General features: G+C 73.5%; 16 protein-coding genes. 6 read left to right on the forward strand and 10 right to left on the reverse strand.

Annotated elements, in window-relative coordinates:
- Positions 1–82 precede the first annotated feature (82 nt).
- Positions 83–2,248: an NHL domain-containing thioredoxin family protein gene (locus AC4H2G_RS03820; RefSeq protein ID WP_494364423.1), complete on the reverse strand. Its 2,166-nt coding sequence runs from the start codon at positions 2,246–2,248 to the stop codon at positions 83–85.
- Positions 2,249–2,337: 89 nt separating this feature from the next.
- On the opposite strand from AC4H2G_RS03820, the gene AC4H2G_RS03825 reads away from it, so the two are divergent.
- A complete protein-coding gene (locus AC4H2G_RS03825) occupies positions 2,338–2,712 on the forward strand; it encodes a PH domain-containing protein (protein WP_494364424.1) in 375 nt (124 codons plus the stop codon).
- Positions 2,713–2,732: 20 nt separating this feature from the next.
- Here the strand turns inward: AC4H2G_RS03825 and AC4H2G_RS03830 are convergent, their stop codons facing one another.
- Together AC4H2G_RS03830 and AC4H2G_RS03835 are read right to left on the reverse strand one after the other, a co-directional pair.
- Positions 2,733–2,999, reverse strand: coding sequence for a hypothetical protein (locus AC4H2G_RS03830; protein WP_494364425.1), 267 nt, complete (start codon positions 2,997–2,999; stop codon positions 2,733–2,735).
- Between the two features lie 76 nt (positions 3,000–3,075).
- Positions 3,076–4,146 (reverse strand): chymotrypsin family serine protease, encoded by a 1,071-nt coding sequence (locus AC4H2G_RS03835; protein WP_494364426.1) that lies wholly within the window; start codon positions 4,144–4,146, stop codon positions 3,076–3,078.
- 195 nt (positions 4,147–4,341) lie between these two features.
- On the opposite strand from AC4H2G_RS03835, the gene AC4H2G_RS03840 reads away from it, so the two are divergent.
- From AC4H2G_RS03840 to AC4H2G_RS03855, 4 genes are all read left to right on the forward strand, one after another.
- A complete protein-coding gene (locus tag AC4H2G_RS03840; RefSeq protein WP_494364427.1) occupies positions 4,342–5,430 on the forward strand; it encodes a hypothetical protein in 1,089 nt (362 codons plus the stop codon).
- Positions 5,431–5,497: 67 nt separating this feature from the next.
- Positions 5,498–6,727, forward strand: coding sequence for a glycosyltransferase (locus tag AC4H2G_RS03845; RefSeq protein ID WP_494364428.1), 1,230 nt, complete (start codon positions 5,498–5,500; stop codon positions 6,725–6,727).
- On the forward strand, positions 6,724–7,767 hold the full coding sequence (locus AC4H2G_RS03850; RefSeq protein ID WP_494364429.1) for a glycosyltransferase family 2 protein: 1,044 nt from the start codon (positions 6,724–6,726) through the stop codon (positions 7,765–7,767). The genes AC4H2G_RS03845 and AC4H2G_RS03850 overlap by 4 nt, the downstream gene beginning before the upstream one ends.
- Complete coding sequence (locus tag AC4H2G_RS03855; RefSeq protein WP_494364430.1) at positions 7,755–9,044, forward strand: MFS transporter; 1,290 nt, start codon at positions 7,755–7,757, stop codon at positions 9,042–9,044. Before AC4H2G_RS03850 ends, AC4H2G_RS03855 begins: the two co-directional genes overlap by 13 nt.
- Here the strand turns inward: AC4H2G_RS03855 and AC4H2G_RS03860 are convergent.
- From AC4H2G_RS03860 to AC4H2G_RS03870, 3 genes are read right to left on the reverse strand one after another with little or no spacing between them, the layout of a single operon-like run.
- Entirely contained in the window at positions 8,963–9,820 is an 858-nt protein-coding gene (locus AC4H2G_RS03860; RefSeq protein ID WP_494364431.1) for a helix-turn-helix transcriptional regulator, read from the reverse strand. The two genes, AC4H2G_RS03855 and AC4H2G_RS03860, sit on opposite strands and share 82 nt — an antisense overlap.
- A 40-nt stretch (positions 9,821–9,860) precedes the next feature.
- Positions 9,861–11,561, reverse strand: coding sequence for a copper resistance CopC/CopD family protein (locus AC4H2G_RS03865; protein ID WP_494364432.1), 1,701 nt, complete (start codon positions 11,559–11,561; stop codon positions 9,861–9,863).
- 5 nt (positions 11,562–11,566) lie between these two features.
- The gene (locus AC4H2G_RS03870; RefSeq protein ID WP_494364433.1) at positions 11,567–12,220 is read right to left on the reverse strand and encodes a YcnI family copper-binding membrane protein; all 654 of its coding nucleotides are present in this window, start codon (positions 12,218–12,220) and stop codon (positions 11,567–11,569) included.
- A gap of 186 nt (positions 12,221–12,406) precedes the next feature.
- On the opposite strand from AC4H2G_RS03870, the gene AC4H2G_RS03875 reads away from it, so the two are divergent.
- Entirely contained in the window at positions 12,407–12,631 is a 225-nt protein-coding gene (locus tag AC4H2G_RS03875; protein WP_494364434.1) for a tautomerase family protein, read from the forward strand.
- A gap of 71 nt (positions 12,632–12,702) precedes the next feature.
- Here the strand turns inward: AC4H2G_RS03875 and AC4H2G_RS03880 are convergent, their stop codons facing one another.
- From AC4H2G_RS03880 to AC4H2G_RS03895, 4 genes are all read right to left on the reverse strand, one after another.
- The gene (locus tag AC4H2G_RS03880) at positions 12,703–18,477 is read right to left on the reverse strand and encodes a LamG-like jellyroll fold domain-containing protein (RefSeq protein WP_494364435.1); all 5,775 of its coding nucleotides are present in this window, start codon (positions 18,475–18,477) and stop codon (positions 12,703–12,705) included.
- A gap of 177 nt (positions 18,478–18,654) precedes the next feature.
- A complete protein-coding gene (locus AC4H2G_RS03885) occupies positions 18,655–20,145 on the reverse strand; it encodes an aldehyde dehydrogenase family protein (RefSeq protein ID WP_494364436.1) in 1,491 nt (496 codons plus the stop codon).
- A gap of 70 nt (positions 20,146–20,215) precedes the next feature.
- Positions 20,216–21,208, reverse strand: a complete 993-nt coding sequence (locus AC4H2G_RS03890) for an ABC transporter permease (protein WP_494364437.1) — start codon at positions 21,206–21,208, stop codon at positions 20,216–20,218.
- Positions 21,209–21,210: 2 nt separating this feature from the next.
- The gene (locus AC4H2G_RS03895; protein ID WP_494364438.1) at positions 21,211–22,767 is read right to left on the reverse strand and encodes a sugar ABC transporter ATP-binding protein; all 1,557 of its coding nucleotides are present in this window, start codon (positions 22,765–22,767) and stop codon (positions 21,211–21,213) included.
- Position 22,768 lies beyond the last annotated feature (1 nt).

The raw sequence follows: 22,768 nt of genomic DNA on the forward strand, positions 1-22,768 counted from the left end.
GGTCGTGCGCCGATCCGGCCGATCTCCGGCGTACAACCCGGGGTTCGGCAGCGTGCGGTGCCGTACAGGTCGGGGTTCGCCGTCAGCCGCGCAGCGGGAGCGTGAGGCCGGGGACGTCCGTCGGCTCGCCGGTCGGGACGACGACACGCACCGGCACGCCCCAGTCCTGCTGCGCGAGGTGGCACGCGGGGAAGACGTCCGGGTCCGGCTCACCGTCCAGGCCCAGCGGCACGACGTCGCACGACGCCGCGCGTGCCGTCACGTGCAGGACGCCCTCGGTGACGGCGGGGTTGATGGCGAGGTCCCGGCCGAGCTCGGTGCCCGTGCCCGTCCCGGAGAGCAACAGCTCCGGCGGCGTCGCGCTCACCCGGAGCTCGGTCGACGGCCCGAACCGGTCGTCGAGCTTCTGACCGAGCGCGGGCACGAACGGCACGTCGAGCCGCAGCGCCCCGGCCGCGATCTCGGTGACGGGCCGCTGCGTGCGGTGCGCGCCGCCGTCGAGCACCTCGCCCGCCAGATCGGAGGGCAGCGCGACGCGCGTGATCCGGTGCGCGGCGGACTCCACGACGAGCAGGTGCACCTGCGCCGGCCCGTCGGCCTCCTCGACCACCTGCACGACGACGTCGCTCGGCTCCGAGAGTCCCGTCGCCACCGTCGTGACCTCGCCCGCGAGCCGCGTGCCCGCGGCGTCGTCCCCGACGTCGGCGCCCGACCCCGCACCGTCGATCACGACCCGCCGGATCGCGCCGTCGTACGTGTCGGCGACGATGACGCTCCCGTCGGGCAGCACCGCGACCCCCAACGGGTGCTGGAACAGCGCCTGGTCGGTCGGCCCGTCCCGGTGCCCGAAGTCGAACAACCCCTGCCCGACGGCGGTCCGTACCGTCACGCCGTCCGGCACGACCGCGACCCCGCCACGCAGCCCGTCGACACGGCGCAGCGCCGACGTCTCCGCGTCCGCGACCCAGACCGCCCCGTCAGCAGCCTCGGCCAACCCGGACGGCTGCGCGAACCACGCAGACTCCCCCGGCCCGTCTTCGAGCCCCTCGTTCATCGTCCCGGCGAGCAGCCCGATCTTCCCGAACCCGTCGAAGGCCCACAGGGTGTGGTTCCCGGCCATCGCGACGACGAACCCGCCCAGCTCGCCCGACCACGCCACGTCCCACGGCGACGACAACTTCTGCCGCAGTGCGTCGAAAACCGACAAAGCAGGCCTCGCGGCGCTCCCGCCGAGAGACGCGGCGAGCTTGGACGCGGAGGGAGCGGGGTCGGTGGTGGTGGCGGGTCGTGGCGGGTCTGGCGGGAGGTCGCGAGGAACGAGCGACCGGATGGTAGACCCGCCACCACCACCGACCTCGGTCCCGGACCCGACCACCGGGAGCACGTTGTCAACCGCACCGACGATGTACTGCTGCCCGTTTCCCGCGACGGTCGTCACGACCCCGTCCGACAGCCGCACGCCCCGCAACGCATGGTTCACCGTGTCGGCGACGAGCACGTCGTACCCGACCGACGCCCGCAGCTCGTCCGGCACGAGGCACAGCCCGTTCGGCTCGCTGAACCGCGCGACGTCGGGCGCGCCGTCGAGGAGACCGCGCTCGCCGGTCCCGATGCGCCGGACGAGCGTCTCGGCGTCGGGAGCGAGCTCGGCGAGCGAGTGGTGACCGGCGTCCGCGACGAGCAGGTTGCCGCCCGGCAGCGTGATCGCCTTGGCGGGGAACCGCAGCGTGCCCGACGTCGGGGCGGGCGGCACGTAGGGGCCGTCGCCGCGGTGCAGCGTCCCCCTCGCGTCGTGCTCCGCGACGAGCTCGGCGACGAGCGCCGCGATCGCGGAGGCGTGGCCCTCCCCCGCCATCTGCGCGACGACGTACCCCTCGGGGTCGATGACGACGAGCGTCGGCCAGGCGCGCGCGGTGTAGGCGGACCAGGTGACGAGGTCGGGGTCGTCGAGCACGGGGTGGTGCACCTCGTACCGCTCGACGGCCGCAGCCAGCGCGTCGGGGTCGGCCTCGTGCTCGAACTTCGGCGAGTGCACGCCGATGATCACGAGCTCGTCGCGGTACGCCTCCTCCAGCTCACGGAGCTCGTCGAGGACGTGCAGGCAGTTGATGCAGCAGAAGGTCCAGAAGTCGAGGACCACGACCTTGCCGCGCAGGTCCGCGAGGGTCACGTCCTGCCCGCCGGTGTTGAGCCAGGCCCGCCCGACGAGCTCGGAGGCACGGACGCGTGGAAGACGGGTATCGCTCACGCGACAATTCTCACCCGCCGGCTCGGCAGGTCGGCGGGCTCTTCGCCAGTACGCTCCGATCGTCCCGCCGCTGCTCTTGATGGAGAACCGTGATCGACTTCCAGAACGCCACGTTCGTCAAGCTCAACCCGTGGGCCACCGACCAGGCGCACAAGGACCTTGCGCCGGTGCTGCACCCGAACGAGCAGGTGTACCTGGCGTTCAAGGGCATCCGCGACTCGGTCACCTTCACGAACAAGCGCATCGTGGCGCTCAACGTGCAGGGGATGACGGGGAAGAAGAAGGACTACACGACGCTGCCGTACAGCAAGATCCAGGCGTACTCGGTCGAGACCGCAGGCACCCTGGACACCGACTCGGAGCTCGTGCTGTGGTTCTCCGGGCTGGGACGGGTCAAGCTCGAGTTCGGTCGGGGCGTCGACATCACGCTCGTCAACCGGCTGATCGGTGACCACGTGCTGTAGCAGTCGACGGCCAGGGCGTACTACCCGGACGATCCCGAGGCGTGCACTGCGCCGACGACGCGGACCTCGACGTCCACGCCGTCCACGGAGTCCGGGACCACGACGTCGTCCGACGTCACGTTGACCCGCACGACCCAGTCGTCACCGACCTGCTGGCCCCCGTCGGCGGCTTGCCGTGCAGGTCGTGCGGCCGCCCGGGTCAGGCCCACGCCGGTCACGCCGTCCGTGCCCGCGATCTCGTCGCGCAGCATCGTCTTGGCGTCGCGGGCTCGTTCGAGGGTCGCCACGAGGCACCACCTCCTCGACCCATTGTGGACCCTGCCGGCCGCGAGGTCACGGGGCGGAGGTCCTTGCGGGCCTCCGTCACCCCAGCAGCGTCACACCCAGGCGCTCGAGCACCGTGTCGATCGCGTTGCAGTACGTGAGCCCGGACCCGTTCGTCCCGCCGGTCTCGGAGCCGGCGAACAGCAGCCCGAGCGCGACCCCGTCCTCGCGGTACACGAGCGATCCCGAGTCGCCGCCGCGCGAGAACGGGCCGGTGCCCGTGGACTCGACCTCGATCTGGTCGTCGAAGCGCAGCGCGCCGAGCTCGTCGCCGTAGCCGACCACCACGTCGTCCAGCTCGATCGCCGTGACCTGCCCCGCCGTGACGGACGTGGTGCGGCCGATCTTGCCGACCGCCTCCCCGCCCTCGGCCCGCGCCGTCGTCGTGATGCGTCCGACGGGGTACTCGGGGTCCACCTCCGCGTCGTCGAGCAGCGCGATCGCCGCGTCGACGGTCTGCGTCTCGCCCGCCGCGAGCGGCACGAGACGCGCGAGCGTCCCCACCCTGTCCTGCGGCCTGCCGCCGTCAGCAGGGCCCGGCTGCACGACGACGTCCCCGACCTCCGCGGACGTCGAGCCCGCGAGCACGTGCCAGTTCGACAGCGCGTAGACGGCGTCGGCGGCAGCGCCCTCGACCGGCGTCGTCGCCCGGACGAACGCGCCGAGCGTCCCGGCGGTGACGTCGACGTTCGCGATCGACACACCCGGGCGCAGCGGTCGCACGCGCCCCGTCTCCCCCGACGCCTGTGCCGTCACGACCGGGGGGCGGACGCCGGGCGCCGAGGGGTCGGCCGCGTCCGGCGCTGTCCCCGGTCCTGCGAGCGGCCGGATCCGCCCGGTGCGGCGCACGTCCACCGTGTCCCCGGCCTCCGACGCGATCTTGCGCGCGATGCTGCGCACCGCGGGCACACCGAGCCGGTACCGCACGGCGATGGCGTACCCGCCGCCGTCGCGCGGGGCGAGCCCGAGCGCGAGGGACGGGGCGCGCACGACGTCCACCGCGGCGTCGGGCACCCCGCTCGCCTCGATGACCGCGCCGCTGCGCTCCGCGAGCTCGCGCGCGTAGTTCGCGAGCTGCGCCTTGATCTCCCGCGCCTTCTGCTGGTCCATGTCGCACCGTCCCTCTCGCCGCCTGCCGGGAGAGTCTGACGCGCGCCGCCCACACGCGGGTCCCCGACGCGCCGTCCCGGCAGGTCCGCGTAGGGGAACACGAATCGGTGGACACAGCGGTGTCCACGATGTGGACAGATGTGGCAGCGCTCCCACCGCCGCCCCTAGCGTGACGATCCTCTGGGGGGAGGACAGATGAAGGCGTCTGCCACGATGCGGGCCGCGGGCATGTCGCGGCGACTGACCGAAGCACGCGACGTGACGATCGACCCGGGCGCGTTCCTGCAGCCGCTCGACGTGGACCTGCGGCTCGACGCGCGGTCCGCGCTGCCGAGCCGGAGCATCCCCGGCTACGAGCGGCTCGGCACGGCGGCGGCCGCGGTGCGTCTGGCGGAGGTCGCCGCGCTCGGGCTGCGAGGGGTCGTGGTCCGTCTCCTCGACGACACCGTCCCGGACCTCGGTGCCTGGGCGAGGCGGCGCGAGTCGTGGGTGGGTGCGGTGGCAGGCCTCGCCGTCGCGGCCCGGGACAGGGGGCTCGAGCTCGTCGTCGACCCGTTCAGCATCGCGCTCGACCGCACCGGCCAGTGGGGTCTGAGCGTCGACGGACAGCCCGACGGCGTCGCGACGCTGGACCTGCTGCACGACCTCGCGGCCGTCGTGCACCGCTCGGGCGGGACCGGCATCGTCACGCTCGGCCGGGTCGCGCGCGAGGTCGAGGTGACGCGCGCCGTCGCGCAGGACGGGCTGCGCGTGTACTCGTTCTCCACCAACAGCGAGACGAGCGCCGCGTACGCCGGGTCCGGCACGCACCCGACCACCAATCAGAAGATCTGGCCCGGCAACCTGCGCGACATGCTCCTGTGGACCGTCCTCGACATCGACGCCGGCACCGACGTCCCGGTGACCAAACCCGTGGAGAACTTCCACGTCGTCGTCGAGACCCGTCGCCTGCTCGACTCGGCGGACACCCTCACCCGCTTCCTCGACGACCCCGCGACCCTCCACCTCGTCGAGCAGGACCCCGACCTCCTCGGGGCGGTGCGCCGCGTCCGCGCCGACGTGCCGGGCTTCCTCGCGCGCGCGGCACGCGTCGAGCTCGGCGCCTACACCGTCTCCGGCACCACGAAGCTCCTCGCCCTCCTCGCCCGCGACGAGGGCGTCGCCGCGGCCCGCGCGCGGCTCGAGGAGCTGTGGGTCAACGCGATCACCGCCGCCGGGCCACGCGGGACCGTCCTCATCGACCGGGGCGCGACCGCCTGGTTCCGGGGCGGCGTGCTCGCCTGACCGTCCGTCCACCGCACCCGGCCGCGCGGAGCCACCGCCGGCCGGACCGAGCCGCGAAGGAGCGTCCGTGCGCGTCGTGATCCTGCCCTTCTACCACGGCCTCGGGCACGTGGTGCGCGCCACGCGCCTCGCGACCGAGCTCATGGCGCGCGGCGCCGAGGTCGTCGTCGGGGCGGCCGCCGACGCCCGGCGTTGGCCCGAGGCGCGCGGCGTCCCGACCGCGACCCTCACCGAGCTGCCACCCCTGACACCCGTGCCCGACGACGCCGGCTCGCCCGACGACGCCGGCTCGCCCGACGGCGCGAGGTCGCCCGGGCGCGGACCGGCGCCCCGCCTGCGCCTCGCGGACGAGGACTACCTGCGCGGGGCGCTCGCCGAGGAGCGGGCCCTGATCCGCGAGGTCGGGGCGGACGTCGTGCTCGCCGACTTCCGCGTGACCGGGCCGGTCTCGGCGCGGCTCGAGGGCGTGCGGTCGGCCACGATCGTCAACACCGGCTTCTTCTCCTTCCCGTTCCCGGACGTGGTGCGGGACGTGACCCCGGCGCTCCACCACCTCGGCGTCCCGCGCGACGTCGCCGACCGGCTGCTCGGCGACGTCGTCTACGTGCCGGACCGGTCGGTGTTCGAGCCGCTCGCCGACGTCCGGGACCCGCTGTCGGTCGCGGCGCTGCGGACGGTCGACGAGATCCGGCACGTCGGCCCGGTCCTCGCGTCGGACCCGCTCACGATCCCTGACCGGGCACGGGCGCGCGCCCTCCTGGGCCTGGACCCGCACGCTCCTGTCGTCCTCGTGTCGCTCGGCGGCACCGCGCAGGGCTACGCCACGCTGCGCACCGTCGGCGGGCTCCTCGGCGACGTGCCCGCGCACACCGTCCTCGTCACCGGCCCGAACGTCGACCCGGCGCTGCTCGCCGACCACCGGGCGGACCGCCTCCTGCAGGTCACCGACGAGTCGATGCTGTGGACGAGCGCCGCCGACCTCGTCGTCACCCACGGCGGGCACACGAGCGTCATGGAGACGCTCGCGCTCGGCCGCCCGCTGCTCGCGCTGCCCGGCCAGGACGAGCAACGGTGGAACGCGGGGCGCGCCGTCGGGCTCGGTGCGGGCGAGATCCTCGACCCGTCGGACGTCGCCTCGAGGTTCGTCCCTACGGTCCGACGCCTCCTCGCCGACAAGGCACTGCGGCACCGGGCCGAGGCGGTCGGCGCGGTCCTCGCCACGCACGACGGCGCACGCGACCTCGCCGAGCACGTCCTCTCCTCGGCCCGGCTCGCGGCGCTCGGGGCCCGCGCATGAGCCCGGCGTCGGTGTCGGTCGTGACGATCTGCCGCGACGGGATCCGCGACGCGCGGCGGCTCGTGCGCTCCGTGCAGGAGCAGGTCGTCGACGTGCCGGTCGAGATCGTCGTCGTCGACGACGGTTCCGAGGAGCCCGTGGCGGACGTCCTGCGCGACCTCGGCGGTCCCGCGGACGTCCAGGTCGTGCGCCGCGAGGGGGACGGCAACCGCGCCGCGGCGCGCAACGCGGGGGCCGCCGTCGCGGGCGGCGAGCTCCTCGTCCTCGTCGACGCCGACCAGGAGGCGCCGCCCGGCTGGCTCCAGGACCACGTGCGCTGGCACCGGGCCGTCCCCGGGATCCTGCTCAACGGCCACCGGCGCCACCGCACCCCCGCGGACGGCACCGCGTGGCGACCCGAGGTCCGGGAACGGGTCACGGCGGTCTACTCCCACAACTACGCCCGCATCGCCGCCGCGTGGTACCTGCAGTTCAGCTGCAACCTGTCCCTGCCGGCGGAGGCGTACCGGGCGCTCGAAGGCTTCGACGACGACTACCGCGGGTGGGGGCTGGAGGACACCGACCTCGGCTACCGCGCCCACCGAGCGGGCCTCGCGATCGCGCACAGCACGCGCGCCTGGACGTGGGACCACCACCACGTGGTCCGCTTCGACCCCGACCGGGTGCGCGAGTGGCAGCGCAACCGCGCCGTCTTCCTCGTCAAGCACCCGGAGCCGGAGGCGCAGGCGGTCCGACTCGTCGAGAACTACCCGCAGCGCACCGACGTCCCGCGCGGCCACGCGTGGCTCGACTCGTTCCTCGCGATGGACCGGCACGTCCGCGCGCTGCGGGACACCGCACCGCTCCCCTCCCCCCGGACCACGCTCACGGTGCTCGACGCCGCCGACGCCGCGCACGCGCGCGCCGAGATCGCGCGAGGGGCCGAGGTGCGCGTCGTGGACGCGGTCGCCGGCTCGGGTCTCGACGTCGACGCGTTCCGCGCGGGGCCGTCGGTCGAGTACGTCCCGCTCGGGCCGCAGGGCGACGCATGGCGCTCCTGATCCGGTCCCGACTCGGCCTGGCGTGGCTGCTCGTCGCGGTGATGACCGGCGTCATCACCCCGGGCTACCCGCTCGCGCTGCACGCCGCCGGACTGTCCAAGGCGCAGATCGCGCTCTTCTTCGCGGTGAACTCGCTCGCGGCGTTCACGTTCTCCGTCCTGGCCGTCCGGCACCTCGGGCGGACCGGTCGTCCTGGCGCACTCCCAGGTCTCCTCCTCGGGTCCGCCGCCGGGCTCGTGCTCGCGACCACCGGGGCGTCCCTCGCCGCGATCCACGCCGGAGGCGTCCTGTCCATGCTCTTCGTCGCGGCGATGCCCGTGACGGTGCGCGCGATCCAGGCGGACGGTCCGGCGGCGTCGACCGACGACGCCGCGCTCTCCGCCCAGGTCCGCTCGCTCTCCGTCCTGGGGTACGTGCTCGGGGTCGCGCTCTACGGCGTCGCCGTCGCGCTGCCCGGACCGCTCGACCCCGTGCTCCTCGGCGCCGCGGCCACGGTGACCGCCGCTCTCCTCACCTGGTCGGTCCGCGTGCCGACCGCTGCCACCGCTCGCGGCGCCGCACCAAGCACCGCACCCGCAGACGGCGCCCGGGACGCCCCCGCGGATCGTCCCGACCCGGCCGGTCGCGACGGGACCGGGCAGGCCGGTCACGGCGGGACCGGGCTCCACGTCGTCGTGCTCGGCCTGGCCGTGGCGACCCTGGCCCTCGTGCTGCTCAAGAGCGCCGACAGCCTGCGGCTCGTCTACCTCCCGCTGCACGTCGTGGCCGGAGGCCACGCGCAGTCCTGGGTCAGCGCGCTCTTCGTCGTCACGGCCGTGACCGAGCTCCTCGTCCTGCGCCGCGTCGCGACCTCGGTACCGGGCGGCCGCGCACGGCACGTGCTGGTCGTCGCGGCACTCCTCGGCGTCGCCTCGTTCGCTGCGTCCGCCACCTGGGGCGGGGTGGCCGCGCTCGTGCTGTCCCAGGTCGTGTACGCCGGCTTCGCGGCGCTCTTCCAGTCGCTCGGCCCGGTCCTGCTCGGGCGCTGGCTCCCGAGCGGGCTCGCCGGCGGCGTCGGCGTGTTCGGCGCCGTCCTCCAGGTGGGTGCCCTCGTGGGCGTGCTCGCCCCGCTCCTCGTCCCCGGGTACGGCGCCGCGGTGTTCTGGCTCGCGACCGTCCCGTGCGTCACGGCCGCCGTGCTGCTCGTCGTGCTGCGTCAGCTCGACGAGCCCGCGCGGGAGACCGCGACGGCGTCGGCGGGCGGCTCACCCACGTCCGCGACCGGTCGCGGCACGTAGGTCTCGGCGGTCACGTCGGCGCGCACGACGCGCGACAGGCGGAACCAGCGGATCCCCTCGCGCAGGCGGCACCACGCCACGAGGTACCACCGACCGTCGGTGTGCGCGAGGATCACCGGCTCGACGCGGCGCGTCGTCTCCCCTCCGCGGCCGTCCCGGTAGCGGATCGCGAGGACGCGCGACGACCCGAGCGACTGCTCGACGGCGCGCAGCACCCCGAGGTGCGTCCGTGCCCGCCCGACGACGTCCCCGCCGGCCCGTGCGTCAGGTGCCGAGGCGACCGGGTCGGGCGAGGTAGCGACGTCCGGCGACGCAACGGCGCCGGGCGAGACAACGACGTCGGGCAAGGCTGCGGCGTCGGGCGAGGCGGCGGCGTCGGGAGACGGCCGGCGCACCCAGACGCGCGCCGCGAGCGCCTCGGCGCGCTCGCGGTCGCCCGACCCGAGCGCGTCCCACACCTTGCCGCGCGCGGCGGCGGCGTCGACGGCGAACGGGCTCGCGGGCGGGAGCGTCGCGAGCGCGACGGCGACGGCGACGGCCTGCCCGGGCGTGAAGTTCACGGGCGGCAGCGTCGCGCTGGGGTCGAGGACGTAGCCCCCGCCCGGGCCTGCCTGGGCCCAGATCGTCAGTCCCGCCTGCTGCAGCGCCGCGACGTCGCGCTTGATCGTCCGCTCGCTGACCTCGAGCGCCGAGGCGAGATGCGACCCGGTCGTACCCGTCGGCCCTGCGCGGCGCAGCTCCTCGGCGATCGCGTAGAGCCGCTCGGTCTTGTTCACCGCACCTCCTGCCGCAGACGCTACCCGCCGACCGGGACCGTCAGGGGACGCGGAACGCCACCGTCCCAACGGGATTGTCGAACTCCGTGGTGCGCAGCGACACCTGTACCTCCCACTCCCCCGTGGTCGGCAGGACCACGTCACCGGCGTAGACGCCCGGACCGAGCGAGGCGACCTCCACCAGCCCGAGGTCCACGCCGTCGGTCGTCAGGCTGAGCCGGGGAGCCTCGTAGCCCTCCGCGGGGGCACCGGCCTCGTCGGTCATCTCGATGGTGAGGGTCGCGGGTCCGACGCGCAGCGGGTCGAGGGTGATCTGCGCCGAGATGTCGTCGAGCTGCACGGTCTCCTGGGCGCTCGACCCCGCCGCGGCGGCGGAGGTGACCGATCCGTCGGCCTCGGGGCTGCGGTCCACGAGGAAGCCGGTGACGACCAGGACCGCGACGAGCACGCCTGCCTCGACGACCGCGGTCCGGACCACCGCTGTCGCCGGTGCCCCGCGGTCGCGGGGGCGCGGGGCCGCCCGGACGCGCGGCATCAGGACGAACCTGTTCCACGCGGCGAGGACGATCGCGACCAGCGCGACGAGCACCTTGACGAGGAGGAGCGTCCCGTAGCCGGAGTCGGAGCCGACGAGCGCCTCCCACGATCCGGCGATCCGCCAGGCCAGGAACGCCCCGGCGAGCACCAGCACCGCCAGCAGAGCGGCGGCCCAGGACGAGAAACGACCGAGCACGACGGCGGCGGCGTCGCCCCGCGCGAGGTCGGAGAGCACCAGGGCGATCGCCACGAGGCCGCCGAGCCACAGGGATCCCGCGGCCAGGTGCAGGACGTCCACGGCGATCACCAGCGCCTCGGGCGTCGCGGCCCGCGTGTGCCCGGTGAACGCCGGTGCGGTGACCGCCAGGACGCAGCCGACCAGCACGAGGACCACCCGCGTCCGGCCGGGGGCGGCGCCCTGCGGGAGCGACGCGACCGCCAGCGCCAGCCCTGCGACCACGACGGCGGGCACGACGTACTCGGCCGGCGCGAGCGACGTCAACGACGACAACGATGCTGATCCGTCGGCGAGCGCCGACAGCGGCAGGCCGAGCTGGTAGAGCGCCACCAGCGGCACCGCCAGGCACCAGCCGAGCGCTGCCACGCCCGCGGCCACGCGAGCGACCGGGCGGAGCCGAGCGCGCGAGCGGTCGGCGACCCGGTCCCGGGGCAGGAACAGGACGGTGAAGGCCGCCGTCCCGGCGGCCACGAGGAGACCCACGTATCCCAGCGCGCGGACCAGCCCGAGCAGGACGGGGGCCTCGGTGCCGTCGTCCGCACCGGTGGTCGGCACGTCCACCACCGCGCTCGGGGCGCCGACGGCAAAGCTCAGCGAGCCGCCGATCGGGTGCCCGTCCTCCGACACGAGGCGCCACAGGACCACGAGCGTGCCGTCGTCGACCTCCTCGTCGAGGTCGACGAACAGCTGCGACCCCTGGACGGACGCGGACGAGGCCACCTCGTCGCCGGTCGCGTCGAACACCGTGATCCCCGCGGGGACGCCGATCACGGACTCGTCGAAGGTGAAGGTGACCCGCTCCGGGGCGGTGTCGAGCACGGCGCCCTCCGCGGGGTCGGTGCCGACGAGGGTCGCGTGGGCCGCCGCGCCGGTCGCCGGGCCGAGGACGAGCGCGCAGACGACGGCGAGCAGGAGCAGCCAGCCGCCGGCGCCCCTCCCGGCGACGAGCCGCGTCGCGCGAGCCACCCGCGTCACGGACGTCGCCGGCGTCGTGCGAGGACCACTCCGGCCGCCAGGACGCTCGCGCCCAGGAGGCCGACCGCCGCGTAGGTGGTCAGGACGCGTCGGCCCTCGCCGGTGGCCGCGGTCGCCGACCCGGTGCCGGACGTCACGACGACGACGGGCGCGGGCCGGTCGAGCTCGTCGAGGGCCTGCTGACGGGCAGCGTGGTCGGCGTGGTGCGCACCCTGGCCTTCTTGACGCTCAGTGACCTCGGTCCACGCCTCCTCCCCCTCCTCGCACCGCTGGACGATCGGGAAGACGAGGTTCGCGCCGACGTCGTCGGGCAGGCGCACGGAGAGCTCGAGCTCGGCGAGCTCCCCGTCCGGCAGCGGCTCGTCGGTCGAGTACGTCAGGCCGTCCGCAGTCTCCTCGACGGCCCAGCGGTCGGTGTCGGCGGCGCTGACGTCCGTGACGTCGTCGGGCAGCCGGATCGCGATCGCGGTGGTCGCCGACCCGCTGCACCCGTGCGGGATCGCGACACGGAGCACGGCCGTCGCGCCCGCCTCCGTCGTGGAGGGGGTGATCGTCACGTGGGCCGTCGCCGACGTCGCGGCCAGGGCGACGATGCCTCCGGCGACGAGCCCGGACAAGATCGAGCGACGGACGACGGCCGTGCGATGCATGGTGGCTCCCGTAGGTGGAGGTGCCCGCAACCAAAGCAGCGGGCTGAACTCTTGTCAAGAGTGTGAACCGAGGTCGCGAAATCGTGGACGGCAGGTCCCCGTGGCCGTACCGTGGTTCATGTCACTGAATCAAGGTCGCTGACGTGAACACCCGATGTGCGCAGCGGCCCTCTCGGGAGGAAAGACATGCCCAACATCACCGTCGAGCTGCTGCGCGGCCGCAGCCTCGAGCAACGTCGAGACTTCGCCAAGGCCGTGGCCGACAGCGCCGTCGAGATCCTGGGGGCCCGCCGCCAGGACGTCCGCATGGTCTTCAGCGAGATCACTCCCGACGTCGTCGCCAACGGCGGCGTGCTCGCCAGCGAGGACGAGAGCCGCGCCGGCGTCGTCTCCGCCCTGGCCGACGACTGACACGTCGGTCGTCGAGAGGACGGGCGTGGGCCCGGAGGATGCGTCCTCCGGGCCCACGCCCTTCTCGTGCGTCAGCCGCAGCTGACGGCGGAGTACGGGGCCTGGAGCGTCTGGCCCCCGGCACCGGCGCTCGCCGTTCCGGCCGCCACCGTCGTCGACCGCGACGCGAACGACTGGTAGGCCGTCGCACCCGGCGCGACGTCAGCGACCGTCCGCGTGCCGAACGGGGTGGAGAGCGTCACGTCGAGCGGGACGTCCCCGGTGTTGACCGCGCGCACGGAGACGTACGCCTTCCCCGCGAGGCACCGTCCGGCGGCCTCCACGTCCAGCACCGGCCCTGCCACGCCTTCCACGACGACCCTGACCGTCGACGAGGAGGGCCGATGATCGGCATCACCCCGGTACCGGAGGGCCAGGTCGTGGACCCCCGGCGGGAGGGAGGCGGCGGGCAGGACGATGGTCCCTCGCCCGTCGGCGATCGTCGCCTCGGCGAGGACCGTGTCCCCGTCGCCCAGCTCTACCGTCCCCGTGGCCGTGTCGGGTGACACCGCCACCGAGACCGTGCCTGCCGTGCCGTGGGTGATGGGCAGGGCGACCCCGGCCACCGCCGTCAACGCCGGCGACACCACCGTGATCGTCACCGTGGCCGGCGCGGAGAGGTCCTCGCCGTCGTCGGCCCGGTAGGTGAAGACGTCCTTGCCGGAGAACCCGGTGACGGAGGTGTAGGTGAAGGAACCGTCCGCCTCCAGCGTGACCTCGCCGTTGGCGGGCTGGGTGACCCCGGTCGCCGTGAGGACGTCGCCGTCGGCGTCGGTGTCGTTGGCCAGGACGCCGGGCGCCGGGAGCGTCAGCGGTTGCCCGCCCACGGCCGCGTAGCCGTCGTTCCCTGCCTCCGGAACCGTGTTGACGGGCGGCTGCTCACCCTCCTCGACGGTGATCGTCACCGTCGTGGCCGCCGACGTGGCCGTGCCGTCGGACGCCCGGTAGGTGAACGTGTCCGTGCCGGCGAACCCGCTGTCGGGCGTGTAGGTGAAGGCCCCGTCCGCACCCATGACGACCTTGCCGTCGGCGGGCTGCGTGAGCCCCGTCGCCGTCAGGGCGTCGCCGTCGGCGTCGGTGTCGTTGGCCAGGAGCCCCGGCGCCTCGACCGTCAGCGGCTCGTCCTCGACCGTGCCGTAGGCGTCGGCGGCGCCCACCGGCGCAGCGTTCGCCGCGGGTCCGGCGTGGAGCTCGCTCACCTGCTCAGCGGTCAGCTCGTAGCCGAACATCCGGAACTCGTCGACCAGCCCGTCCCAGCGGGCGTCACCCCAGCTGGTGCCACCGACGAGGTTCATCGTCGTCTGGCCGCCCACCCCGACGTCGCCGATGTCGACGGTGAAGTCCTCACGCGTGGCCTGGAGCTCGCCGTCGAAGTAGATCTTCCCGACCGAGCCGCTCTGGGTGAACACCACGTGCGTCCACTCGTTGAGCGGCAGGTCGTTGCCCTGGCCCAGGACCAGTCGCTCCTGGGCGCTGCCCGGGGTGCCCGGCGCCTTGAACGTCGCCGCGAAGCCCGTGGCCCCGTTGGTCTGGGTGTTGGACTGCAGCAGGAAGAACGTGTCGGTGCTGCTGCCGATCTGCACCAGCGGGACCCAGGTGGGCAGCGTGTCCGGACGGGCCCAGACGGAGACGCTGAACTGGTCCTCCATCCCCGCCTCGATGTTGTCGGGCAGCCGGACCTGGTTGCCCGACGACCCCGGACCACCGGGCAGGTTGAGCGCCGGCCCGAACCGGCCCTCCGTCGTCCAGCCCGCCGCGCCGGTGAGAGTCGCCGAGCCGACCGAGCTGTCCAGGCCGGTGTTGGCCGCGGTGGAACCCTGACCCTCGTCGAAGGCGTAGTGGATCGGTGTCCCCTCGCCCGGCGGCGGCCGCTCGACCGTGTGCTGCACGGTCTGCGCGGAGTCGCGCCACCCGTCGTCGGCGAGGAAGCGGACCTCCACGTCGTGGTCGCCCGGCGAGAGCGCGACGTCGGTGAACGTCACCGCACCGTCCGTCAGGTCGACCTGCCCGCCGCGGCGGGTCCCGTCGACCCACAGCTCGGCGACGCCCTCAGGGGTGGCGCCGCTCCCGGCCGCGATCGTGGCCGAGACGGTGACCGGCTCGCCGAACGGCGACGGAGAGCCCGGCTCGACGGTGACCGTGGTGGTCGTCGGGAGCGCGCTGCCGTCGGCGTACAGGGCCGCGATGTCGGCGTCGCCGAGGGTCGTCGTGTAGACGCGGACGTCGTCCATGAGACCGTCGTAGGCCGGGTCGGGGTAGCCGTTGCGACCCAACCAGTTGTTCGTCGTCGGCCCGACGTCGGTCATGTCGATCGTCAGGTCGTCGCGGGACGCGATCGGCTCGCCGTTGAGGTACAGCGTGCCGGTCGCGCCCTGCCGGGTGAACGCGACGTGGTTCCACTCGTCGACCGCCACGTCACGCGTCGGCACGGCGTAGACCCGTTCCTGCAGGTCGTCGCCCTTCGCCTTGAACGTCGCCGCGAGCCCGGTGGCGCCGGCGGCGTTCGTCTGCATCTGGATCTGGAAGAAGCTGCCGGCGCCCTCGAGCCCGTCGCCGACGTGGAACAGGCCGATCCAGTCCGACTTCACGTCGGGCCGCACCCAGAACGAGGTGGTGAAGCTCTCCTCGCCCTGGAGCAGGTTGTCCGGCAGGTCGACCGCGTTGGCGTTGGTGCCGCCGCTGAGGTCGAGCGCGCCGCCGAGCACGCCGTTCTCGCTCCAGCCGGTCGTCCCGGTGAGCGTGGCCGCGCCCACCGACGGGTCCGTGCCGGTGTTGGCGGCAGCGGTGCCGGAGCCCTCCTCGAACGCGTAGTGCACGGGGACGTCGGAGGCGCCGGGGTCGGAGCCCACGACCACCAGGTCGTCGATCATGACGCCCGCACCGGAGTCTCCGGCCGTGAGGGTCAGGTCCTCGGAACGCGCCCCGGCGGTGAAGGTCCCCACGTACGTGCCGAACGCGTTCTGCGACGACACGTCCGTCGCTGCCGTCAGAGTCGTCGACAGGTCGCCGACCGAGAGGTCGGCCGTGCCGGGCGCGGTGCCGGCGGACCGGCTGTCACGGGCGTAGCGCAGCGAGAGGCGGTACTCGCGGCCCGGGTCGAGTCCCTCGAGCGTGCGGGTCAGGCTGCCCTCGCTGCCCACGCCGAGGTGGTAGCCGGTCAGACCGAGACCACCCTGGCTGGGTGCGGCCGCACGGACCAGCTGGACCGTGCTGTCGACCTCCCACGGGGACATCCGGCCGTTGCCCGGCTCGACGTCCACGACGGCGGGCGGGTTGGCGGAGCGCCACTCCGCGGGCAGCCGCGGGTACTCGAGCTGGTCGACCAGATGCGGGGCGACGGAGTCCATCTCGACCTCGGGGTCGATCTGGACGATGTCGGCCACGGACGGCGTGCCGTCCTCGTCGAAGACGAAGACCATGTAGGCACCGGGCGGGGCGTACGTGCCGTCGACCGGGGTCTCGATCGTGAGGGTGTCGCCGTCCTGCGCGAACGCCAGGTCCTGGAAGTTCTGGTCGTTGTTGAACCCGTGCGTCACGGAGCCGTTGCGGACCAGGGTCACGCGGGAGACCGCGGCGTCGGTCTGCACGTCGAACACGCCGTCGTAGCCGACCTCCTCCGGGACGCCCGTGACCTCCGGGCGCACCGCCGGCTCGTCGCCGTCGAAGAGGTACGCCGGGGAGTAGAACTCCACGTCGGTGTAGTTGCGCGGGCCCGGCGTGCCGCCGCCGCCCACCATGAGGCGACCGTCGGGCAGGAGCAGCGCGACCGAGTGGTAGAGGCGGGCGTGCTCGTAGGGCACGTCCACCGTGGTCCACTCGCCGGTGTCGGGGTTCCAGATCTCGGCCTCGGTGACGTAGCCGCCGTTGCCGTTGTTGTCACGCGAGCCGCCGGTGACGATCACGTTGCCGTCGGGCAGCACCGTCGAGGTGGCCCAGTGCCGGGCGTGCTCCATGGGCTGCGTCGCCTCGACCACGGGAGCGTCGGTGCCGCCGGTGATGTCGACGGTGAAGCCCGCGCGGGCGCCGGCCGGACCGCCGCCGTTGGCCCACCAGCCGCCGCCGACCTGCAGGATCTTGCCGGGGCGGTACATGGTCGCGGTGGACGTGGCGCCGACCGGGTTGCCGAGGCCGCCCTGGTTCGCGATCTCGGCGGGCAGGGTGCCCCGGAGGATCACCTCGCCGTCGCCCGACGGGTCGAGCTCGTACATCTGGGTACCGGTGATGTTGAAGACGTTGCCGTCGCCCGGCGCGACGAACGCGCGCGGGTACCACCAGCGGTTCTCGTCGGGCCCGTTGCCGTTGCCGCCGTCTCCGTACGCCGCCGCGCTGGTGGCACCCTCCAGGAGCCGCCAGGAGCTGCCCTCGTCCGGGGTGTAGATCTCCGGGGTGAGAACACCGGGGCCACCGGGACCACCCTCGAGGCTGCCGCCCTGCACGACGACCGAGCCGTCGGGGAGGGTCGTGCCCGTGGGGTACCAGCGGGGGTAGTTCATCGGGGCCTCGTTGCGCAGGCCCTGGTTCGTCGTGTAGCTCGTGACGCCGATCGCCGCGTCGTTGGGCGCGTTGCCGCCCAGGCCGTCGTCACCGCCGACGGTCATGGTGGCGCGGCGGTGCGGCATCTGGACCTGCATCGAGCAGAACAGGTCGGTGTACGTATGGTTCGCGACGATCCCCGAGCCGACGTTGGTGGTCGTCCGTTCCTCGGCGGGGTCCCAGACGTCGATCTCCATCTGGCCGCCCTGCGTGACGCACGAGTTGCCGCCGAAGTCGTAGGGCGTGCCGTCGGTGCAGCCCGCAGAGACGCTGCCGAAAGACTGGACGCGACCGTCGGACGTCAGCGCGGCGTTGATCGGGACCAGCGGCCAGGGCGTGACCCCGCTCCAGGAACCCTCCTCGGCCTTGACCGGCGGTGAGCAGTCGGCGGGGAGGAGGCCGGCGGAGTAGGCCAGGCCGTTCTTCATCTGCGTGCGGATCGGAGCCTCTGCGTAGGCCGTGCCCTCGTGGCCCATCCCGGAGTACCAGGACCGGCCGGAGTCGATCTGCTGGCACCACGTGATCGGGTGGCTCGTGCCGTTGCGCCCCATGCCGTAGGAGGACTCGTCGGCCTCGAGGAGGGTGCGCACGTTCGGGGCCGGGTTGACCACCCAGTCGTACCACTCGTCGCTGCGCGTGAGCTCAGCCGGCAGCCCCTGCGTGAGCGGGTGCGTGGTGTCCTTCACCACGACCCGCCCCGGGCGCACCGCGGGGTTCTCCGGGTGGCCCTCGGACACCGCGCCGACGAGCCGGGCGTAGAACGGGTTCACGTCGTGCTCGCTCTGCCCGACCGACCAGCCGGCGTAGTGCAGGCCCATGTAGCCGCCGCCACCCCGGATGTAGCCCTCCAGCGCGGCCCGCTGGTCCACGTCGAACAGCACACCGCCGGTCTGGGCGAAGACCACCGCGTCCTTGTCCGCGAGGTTCTCCGTGGTGAACGCGGCGGGGTCCTCCGTCTCCTGGATCTCGACCGGCTGCGAGTACTCCGTGCCCAGCTGGGTGGCGAGGTCGCGCACGGCCTGACGGGCCTGGACGTGGGACGCGTGGAAGTTGGGCTTGTAGAACAGCAGGACGCGCAGCACGCCGTCGGCGACGGCGCCGGTCCCGGCGGGCACCGCCTGCGCGGTCGAGGTGGCCGCCGGGGCGGCGTGCGCGACACCGCCCGCGAGGGGCAGGGCTACCGCCAGGGCCGCCAGCATGGCGGCCAGCCGCGCGGGCGCGCGGAGGGTGCGGCGCGCGGAGCGCCGCCGGTCGGGTCTGCGTGACAGGTTCATCGTTGAATCCCTTTCGCACTGGTCTCACGGACAGGAGGGCAGCCCGAGCAGCCGGCCCCCGAACGGGGGCCGGCCGCGCAGACCTGACTCGTGTTCTCGCTGGTCTTGCTGCTCGTGCTGTTCTTGCTGCTTCTTCCTGTGTTCCGGGTGTTCCGGTTCAGCGCCTGCGGAACCCGCTCAGCGGAGCTCGGCGATGACCGTCTTGAGCTCCGTGTAGTCGTCCAGGCCGAACGACCCCAGCTCGCGGCCCCACCCGGACTGCTTGAAGCCGCCACGCGGGAGCGTGACGTCGTCGGCGTGCCACGTGTTGAGCCAGACCGTGCCGGCCCGCAGCCTGCTCCCGACACGGTGTGCCGTGCCGAGGTCGCGCGACCACACGCCGGCCGCCAGGCCGTAGACGGTGTTGTTCGCCGCCGCGACGACCTCGTCCTCGGTGTCGAACGGGATCGCCGTGACGACGGGCCCGAAGATCTCGTCGGTCTGGACGGCCATCTGCTCCGTGACGTCGGTGATGAGCGTCGGGGAGAAGAAGAAGCCGCGGTCGGCCGCCGGGTCGGGGCTGCCCGCAGCGAGCGTGGCGCCGTCGGCGACCGCGCCACGGACGTAGCCCATGACCTTCTCGTGCTGCTCCTGCGAGACCAGCGGCCCCATCGTGGTCGACGGGTCGAAGGCGTCGCCGACCCTGATCGCCCGCGCCGCCGCGGCGACGCCCTCGATCACCTGGTCGAACACCTCGCGCTGGACGTACAGGCGAGAGCCGTTGACGCAGCACTGGCCCTCGTTGAAGAAGCCCGCCAGGGCCGCTCCGGCGATCGCGGCGTCGAGGTCGGCGTCGGCGAAGACGATGTTGGGCGCCTTGCCGCCCAGCTCCAGCGACACCTTCTTGAGGTTCTTCGAGGCGCCGGCGGCGATCTTCTTGCCGACCTCGGTGCTGCCGGTGAAGGCGACCTTGTCGACGCCGACGTGGTCGACCAGGGCGGCGCCCGCGTCCCCGAAGCCCGGCAGGACGTTGACGACCCCGGCCGGGACACCGGCCTCGAGCAGCAGCTCGCCGAGGCGGAGCGCGGTGAGCGGGGTCTGCTCGGCGGGCTTGAGCACGACGGTGTTGCCCGCCGTGATCGACGGGACGATCTTGAAGCAGGCCATCGTCAGCGGGAAGTTCCACGGCACGATCCCGGCGACGACGCCGATGGCCTCGCGGCGGGTGTAGGCGTGGAAGTCGCGGCCGGGCACCGACATCGGGATCGTCGTGCCCTCCATCTTGGTGGCCCAGCCGGCGAAGTACCGGAACAGCTCGGCGGCCACGCCGACGTCGCCCCGGGCGGACGCGAGGCTCTTGCCGTTGTCGAGCGACTCGAGCTGCGCGAACTCCTCGGTGCGCTCCTCGATCATGTCGCCGATGCGCCACAGCAGGTGCGAACGCTCGCGCGGGGTCATCCGCGACCAGGGAGACCCGGACTCGAACGCGGTGCGGGCCGCCTGGACCGCCCGGTCGGCGTCGACCGCCGAGGCTTGGGCGACCTGGACGAGGACGTCCTCGGACGCAGGGTTGACCGTCGCGAAGGTCTGGCCGTCCTTGGCGTCCACCCACTCGCCGTCGATCAGCAGCTGCTTGGGCGAGGAGAGGAACGAGGAGACGGCGGGCAGGAGAAGGGTGCTCTCGGACATGGGAGCCTTCCAGGTGTCGGGGACGGGTCGGTCGGACGGGCGCGGTCGGACGGTTGCCGGCCGGTTGCGGCTACTTGATGATCAGCACCTTCGATCGGTCGAGGGTGAGCGCGACGGCGGCGACGATGATCGCTCCGTAGAGGATCTGCTCCCAGGCCGACGGGACGCCGACGATCGGCAGCCCGACGCGCAGCAGGGTCACCACGAGCGCTCCGGCGAGGCTGCGCCAGAGGGAACCGTGACCGCCGGTGATGGCGGTGCCGCCCACCACGATGGCCGCCACCGCCGGCAGCAGCAGGTTGTCGGCCATGGTCGGGCTGCCGCTGAAGTTCCGCGAGACGAGCATGACGGCGGCCAGGCCCGCGCACGCGCCGGAGAGGGTGAAGGCGCCGACCTTGACCAGGTCCACCGGCGCACCGGCGAGCCGGGCCGCCGACTCGGAGTAGCCGGTGGCGCGGACCCAGCTCAGGAGCGGCGTGAGCCGCAGGACCAGGGAGACGACCGCGACGACGAGCAGCGCGACGAGGAAGGCCATCGGCACCACGCCGCCGACGTAGAGCGTGAGCCAGTTGGTGGTGTCCCGGTCGACGACCCGGATCGGGCCGGCGTCGGAGATCACGAGGGCGATCGCGGAGAAGATGCTCATCCCGCCGAGGGTGACGATGAACGACGGGATGCGGAGCAGCACGTGGAGCGTGCCCTGCAGGGCTCCGATCGCGCCGGCGGCCGCGACGACCGCGAGGGTGGTGAGCCCGCCCAGGTCGGGCAGCCACAGCGCGAAGAAGACCGTCGACAACGAGCAGAGCGCGGCGATCGACAGGTCGATGCCGCCGCACAGGACCACCACGGTGGCACCGGCGGCGAGGACGATGAGCGGTGCCGACGTCCGGACCACCGCGGTGAGGCTGCTCTGGGTCATGAAGTCCGGGTCGGCGACGGTCAGCGCCGCCAGCAGCGCGACGAGCGCGATGACCGGCATGAACGACGTGAGCCGCTGGCCCATGGTGGGGCGGCCGGTGACGACCGGGTCGAGGACCGGCTTGGTGAGGACGGGAGCGGACATGCTCAGACCATCTCCTTGACGAGGTCGAGCGGGGACGGCTTGCCCCCGGCGGGAGCGGCGACCTCCGTGGTGGCACGGCCGTCGCTCATCACGACGATCCGGTCGGACATGCCGATCGCCTCCTCGAGGCTGTCGGCCAGCAGCACCGTCGCCACGCCGCTGTTGGCGAGCTCACGGATCAGGCGGTACACCTCCGAGCGCGCCCCGATGTCGAGGCCTCGCGTCGGGTGGTCGAGCAGCAACAGCCGGACGTCGCCGGAGACGAGCCAGCGGGCCAGGACGACCTTCTGCTGGTTACCGCCCGACAGGCGCTGGATCGCCGTGCTCCGGTGCGGGGTACGGATCGAGAGCCTCTCGATCCACCGGTCGACCAGCGTCGCCTGCTTCCGCGGGCTCACCAGGGGGCCGGTGCAGCGCGAGCCCTGCTTGGCGAGCGTCATGTTCTCGGCGACCGACATCGGGCCGACCATGCCCTCGGTCTTGCGCTCGGCCGGGACGTAGCCGACGCCCGCCGCGCACGCCGCGCGGGTGCCGGACAGGTCGAGCTTCTCGCCGTCGAGGACGACCTCCCCGGCCGTGGTGGGCTCGGCACCGAAGAGCGCCCGGCACACGTCCTCACGGCCGGAGCCGTGGACGCCGACGATGCCGACGATCTCGCCGGCGTGCACGTCCAGGTCGACGTCGCGGAACGCGGCGCCGGTCAGGCCGCGCACGACGAGGCGGGGTCTGCGGGGCTCGTCGGACCGTTCGGCGGCCGCCTCGTGGTAGTGGTCGTCGGCCCCGGTCGAGCCGATCATCATCCGGTGCAGGTCGCCCGGGACCGCGCCCTCGGCGGGCACCTCGCCCACGGAACGGCCGCTGCGGAGCACCGCGACCCGGTCGCAGACGTCGAGCACCTCGTCGAGCCGGTGCGAGACGAAGACGACGGACGCGAACTCGCGCAGCCGGCGGATCTGGGTGAAGAGGGTCTCGATCTCCTGGGACTCGAGCACCGACGTCGGCTCGTCGAGGATGATCACCGGCGGGTGGGACGTGCGCTCCTCGATGCGGAGCACCTTGGCGATCTCGACCATCTGTCGGTCGGCGAACGTCAGGGTGTCGGTGCGGGCCAGCGGGTCGATGTGCGACCCGATCTTGTCCAGCTGCTCCTGCGCGAGCCGGCGCATCGTGTCCCAGCGGTAGATGCCGCGGCGCACGCCCGGTCCCTCGCTCCCGAGCACGATGTTCTCGGCCGCGGTGAGGTTCGGGACGAGCGACTGCTCCTGGAAGACCATGCCGATGCCGTGGTCGGCGGCCTCGACGACGCTCCTGAGGCGGACACGCTCTCCGCGCACCCAGATCTCGCCGTCGTCCGGCTTCACGAGCCCGACCAGGGCCTTGAGCAGCGTGGACTTGCCGGCGCCGTTCTCGCCGGCGAGCCCGAGCACCTCGTTCCGGCGCACGACGAGGTCGACGCCGTCGAGCGCCTTGACGCCCGGGTAGTGCTTGACCAGGCCGCGCACCTCCAGCGCGGGCACGGGTGCGGGCGCCAACGACTCGGGTTCGATCTGCAGGTTCATG

The sequence above is a fragment of the Cellulosimicrobium sp. BMG9.23 genome (assembly GCF_059159985.1).

What these genes read in the sequence shown, in the direction of transcription:
- AC4H2G_RS03835 (WP_494364426.1), bottom strand. Translation starts at nt 4,146, where the DNA reads ATGGACCAGCAGAAGGCGCGGGAGATCAAGGCGCAGCTCGCGAACTAC.
- AC4H2G_RS03840 (WP_494364427.1), top strand. Translation starts at nt 4,342, where the DNA reads ATGAAGGCGTCTGCCACGATGCGGGCCGCGGGCATGTCGCGGCGACTG.
- AC4H2G_RS03850 (WP_494364429.1), top strand. Translation starts at nt 6,724, where the DNA reads ATGAGCCCGGCGTCGGTGTCGGTCGTGACGATCTGCCGCGACGGGATC.
- AC4H2G_RS03855 (WP_494364430.1), top strand. Translation starts at nt 7,755, where the DNA reads ATGGCGCTCCTGATCCGGTCCCGACTCGGCCTGGCGTGGCTGCTCGTC.
- AC4H2G_RS03870 (WP_494364433.1), bottom strand. Translation starts at nt 12,220, where the DNA reads ATGCATCGCACGGCCGTCGTCCGTCGCTCGATCTTGTCCGGGCTCGTC.
- AC4H2G_RS03875 (WP_494364434.1), top strand. Translation starts at nt 12,407, where the DNA reads ATGCCCAACATCACCGTCGAGCTGCTGCGCGGCCGCAGCCTCGAGCAA.
- AC4H2G_RS03880 (WP_494364435.1), bottom strand. Translation starts at nt 18,477, where the DNA reads ATGAACCTGTCACGCAGACCCGACCGGCGGCGCTCCGCGCGCCGCACC.
- AC4H2G_RS03885 (WP_494364436.1), bottom strand. Translation starts at nt 20,145, where the DNA reads ATGTCCGAGAGCACCCTTCTCCTGCCCGCCGTCTCCTCGTTCCTCTCC.
- AC4H2G_RS03890 (WP_494364437.1), bottom strand. Translation starts at nt 21,208, where the DNA reads ATGTCCGCTCCCGTCCTCACCAAGCCGGTCCTCGACCCGGTCGTCACC.
- AC4H2G_RS03895 (WP_494364438.1), bottom strand. Translation starts at nt 22,767, where the DNA reads ATGAACCTGCAGATCGAACCCGAGTCGTTGGCGCCCGCACCCGTGCCC.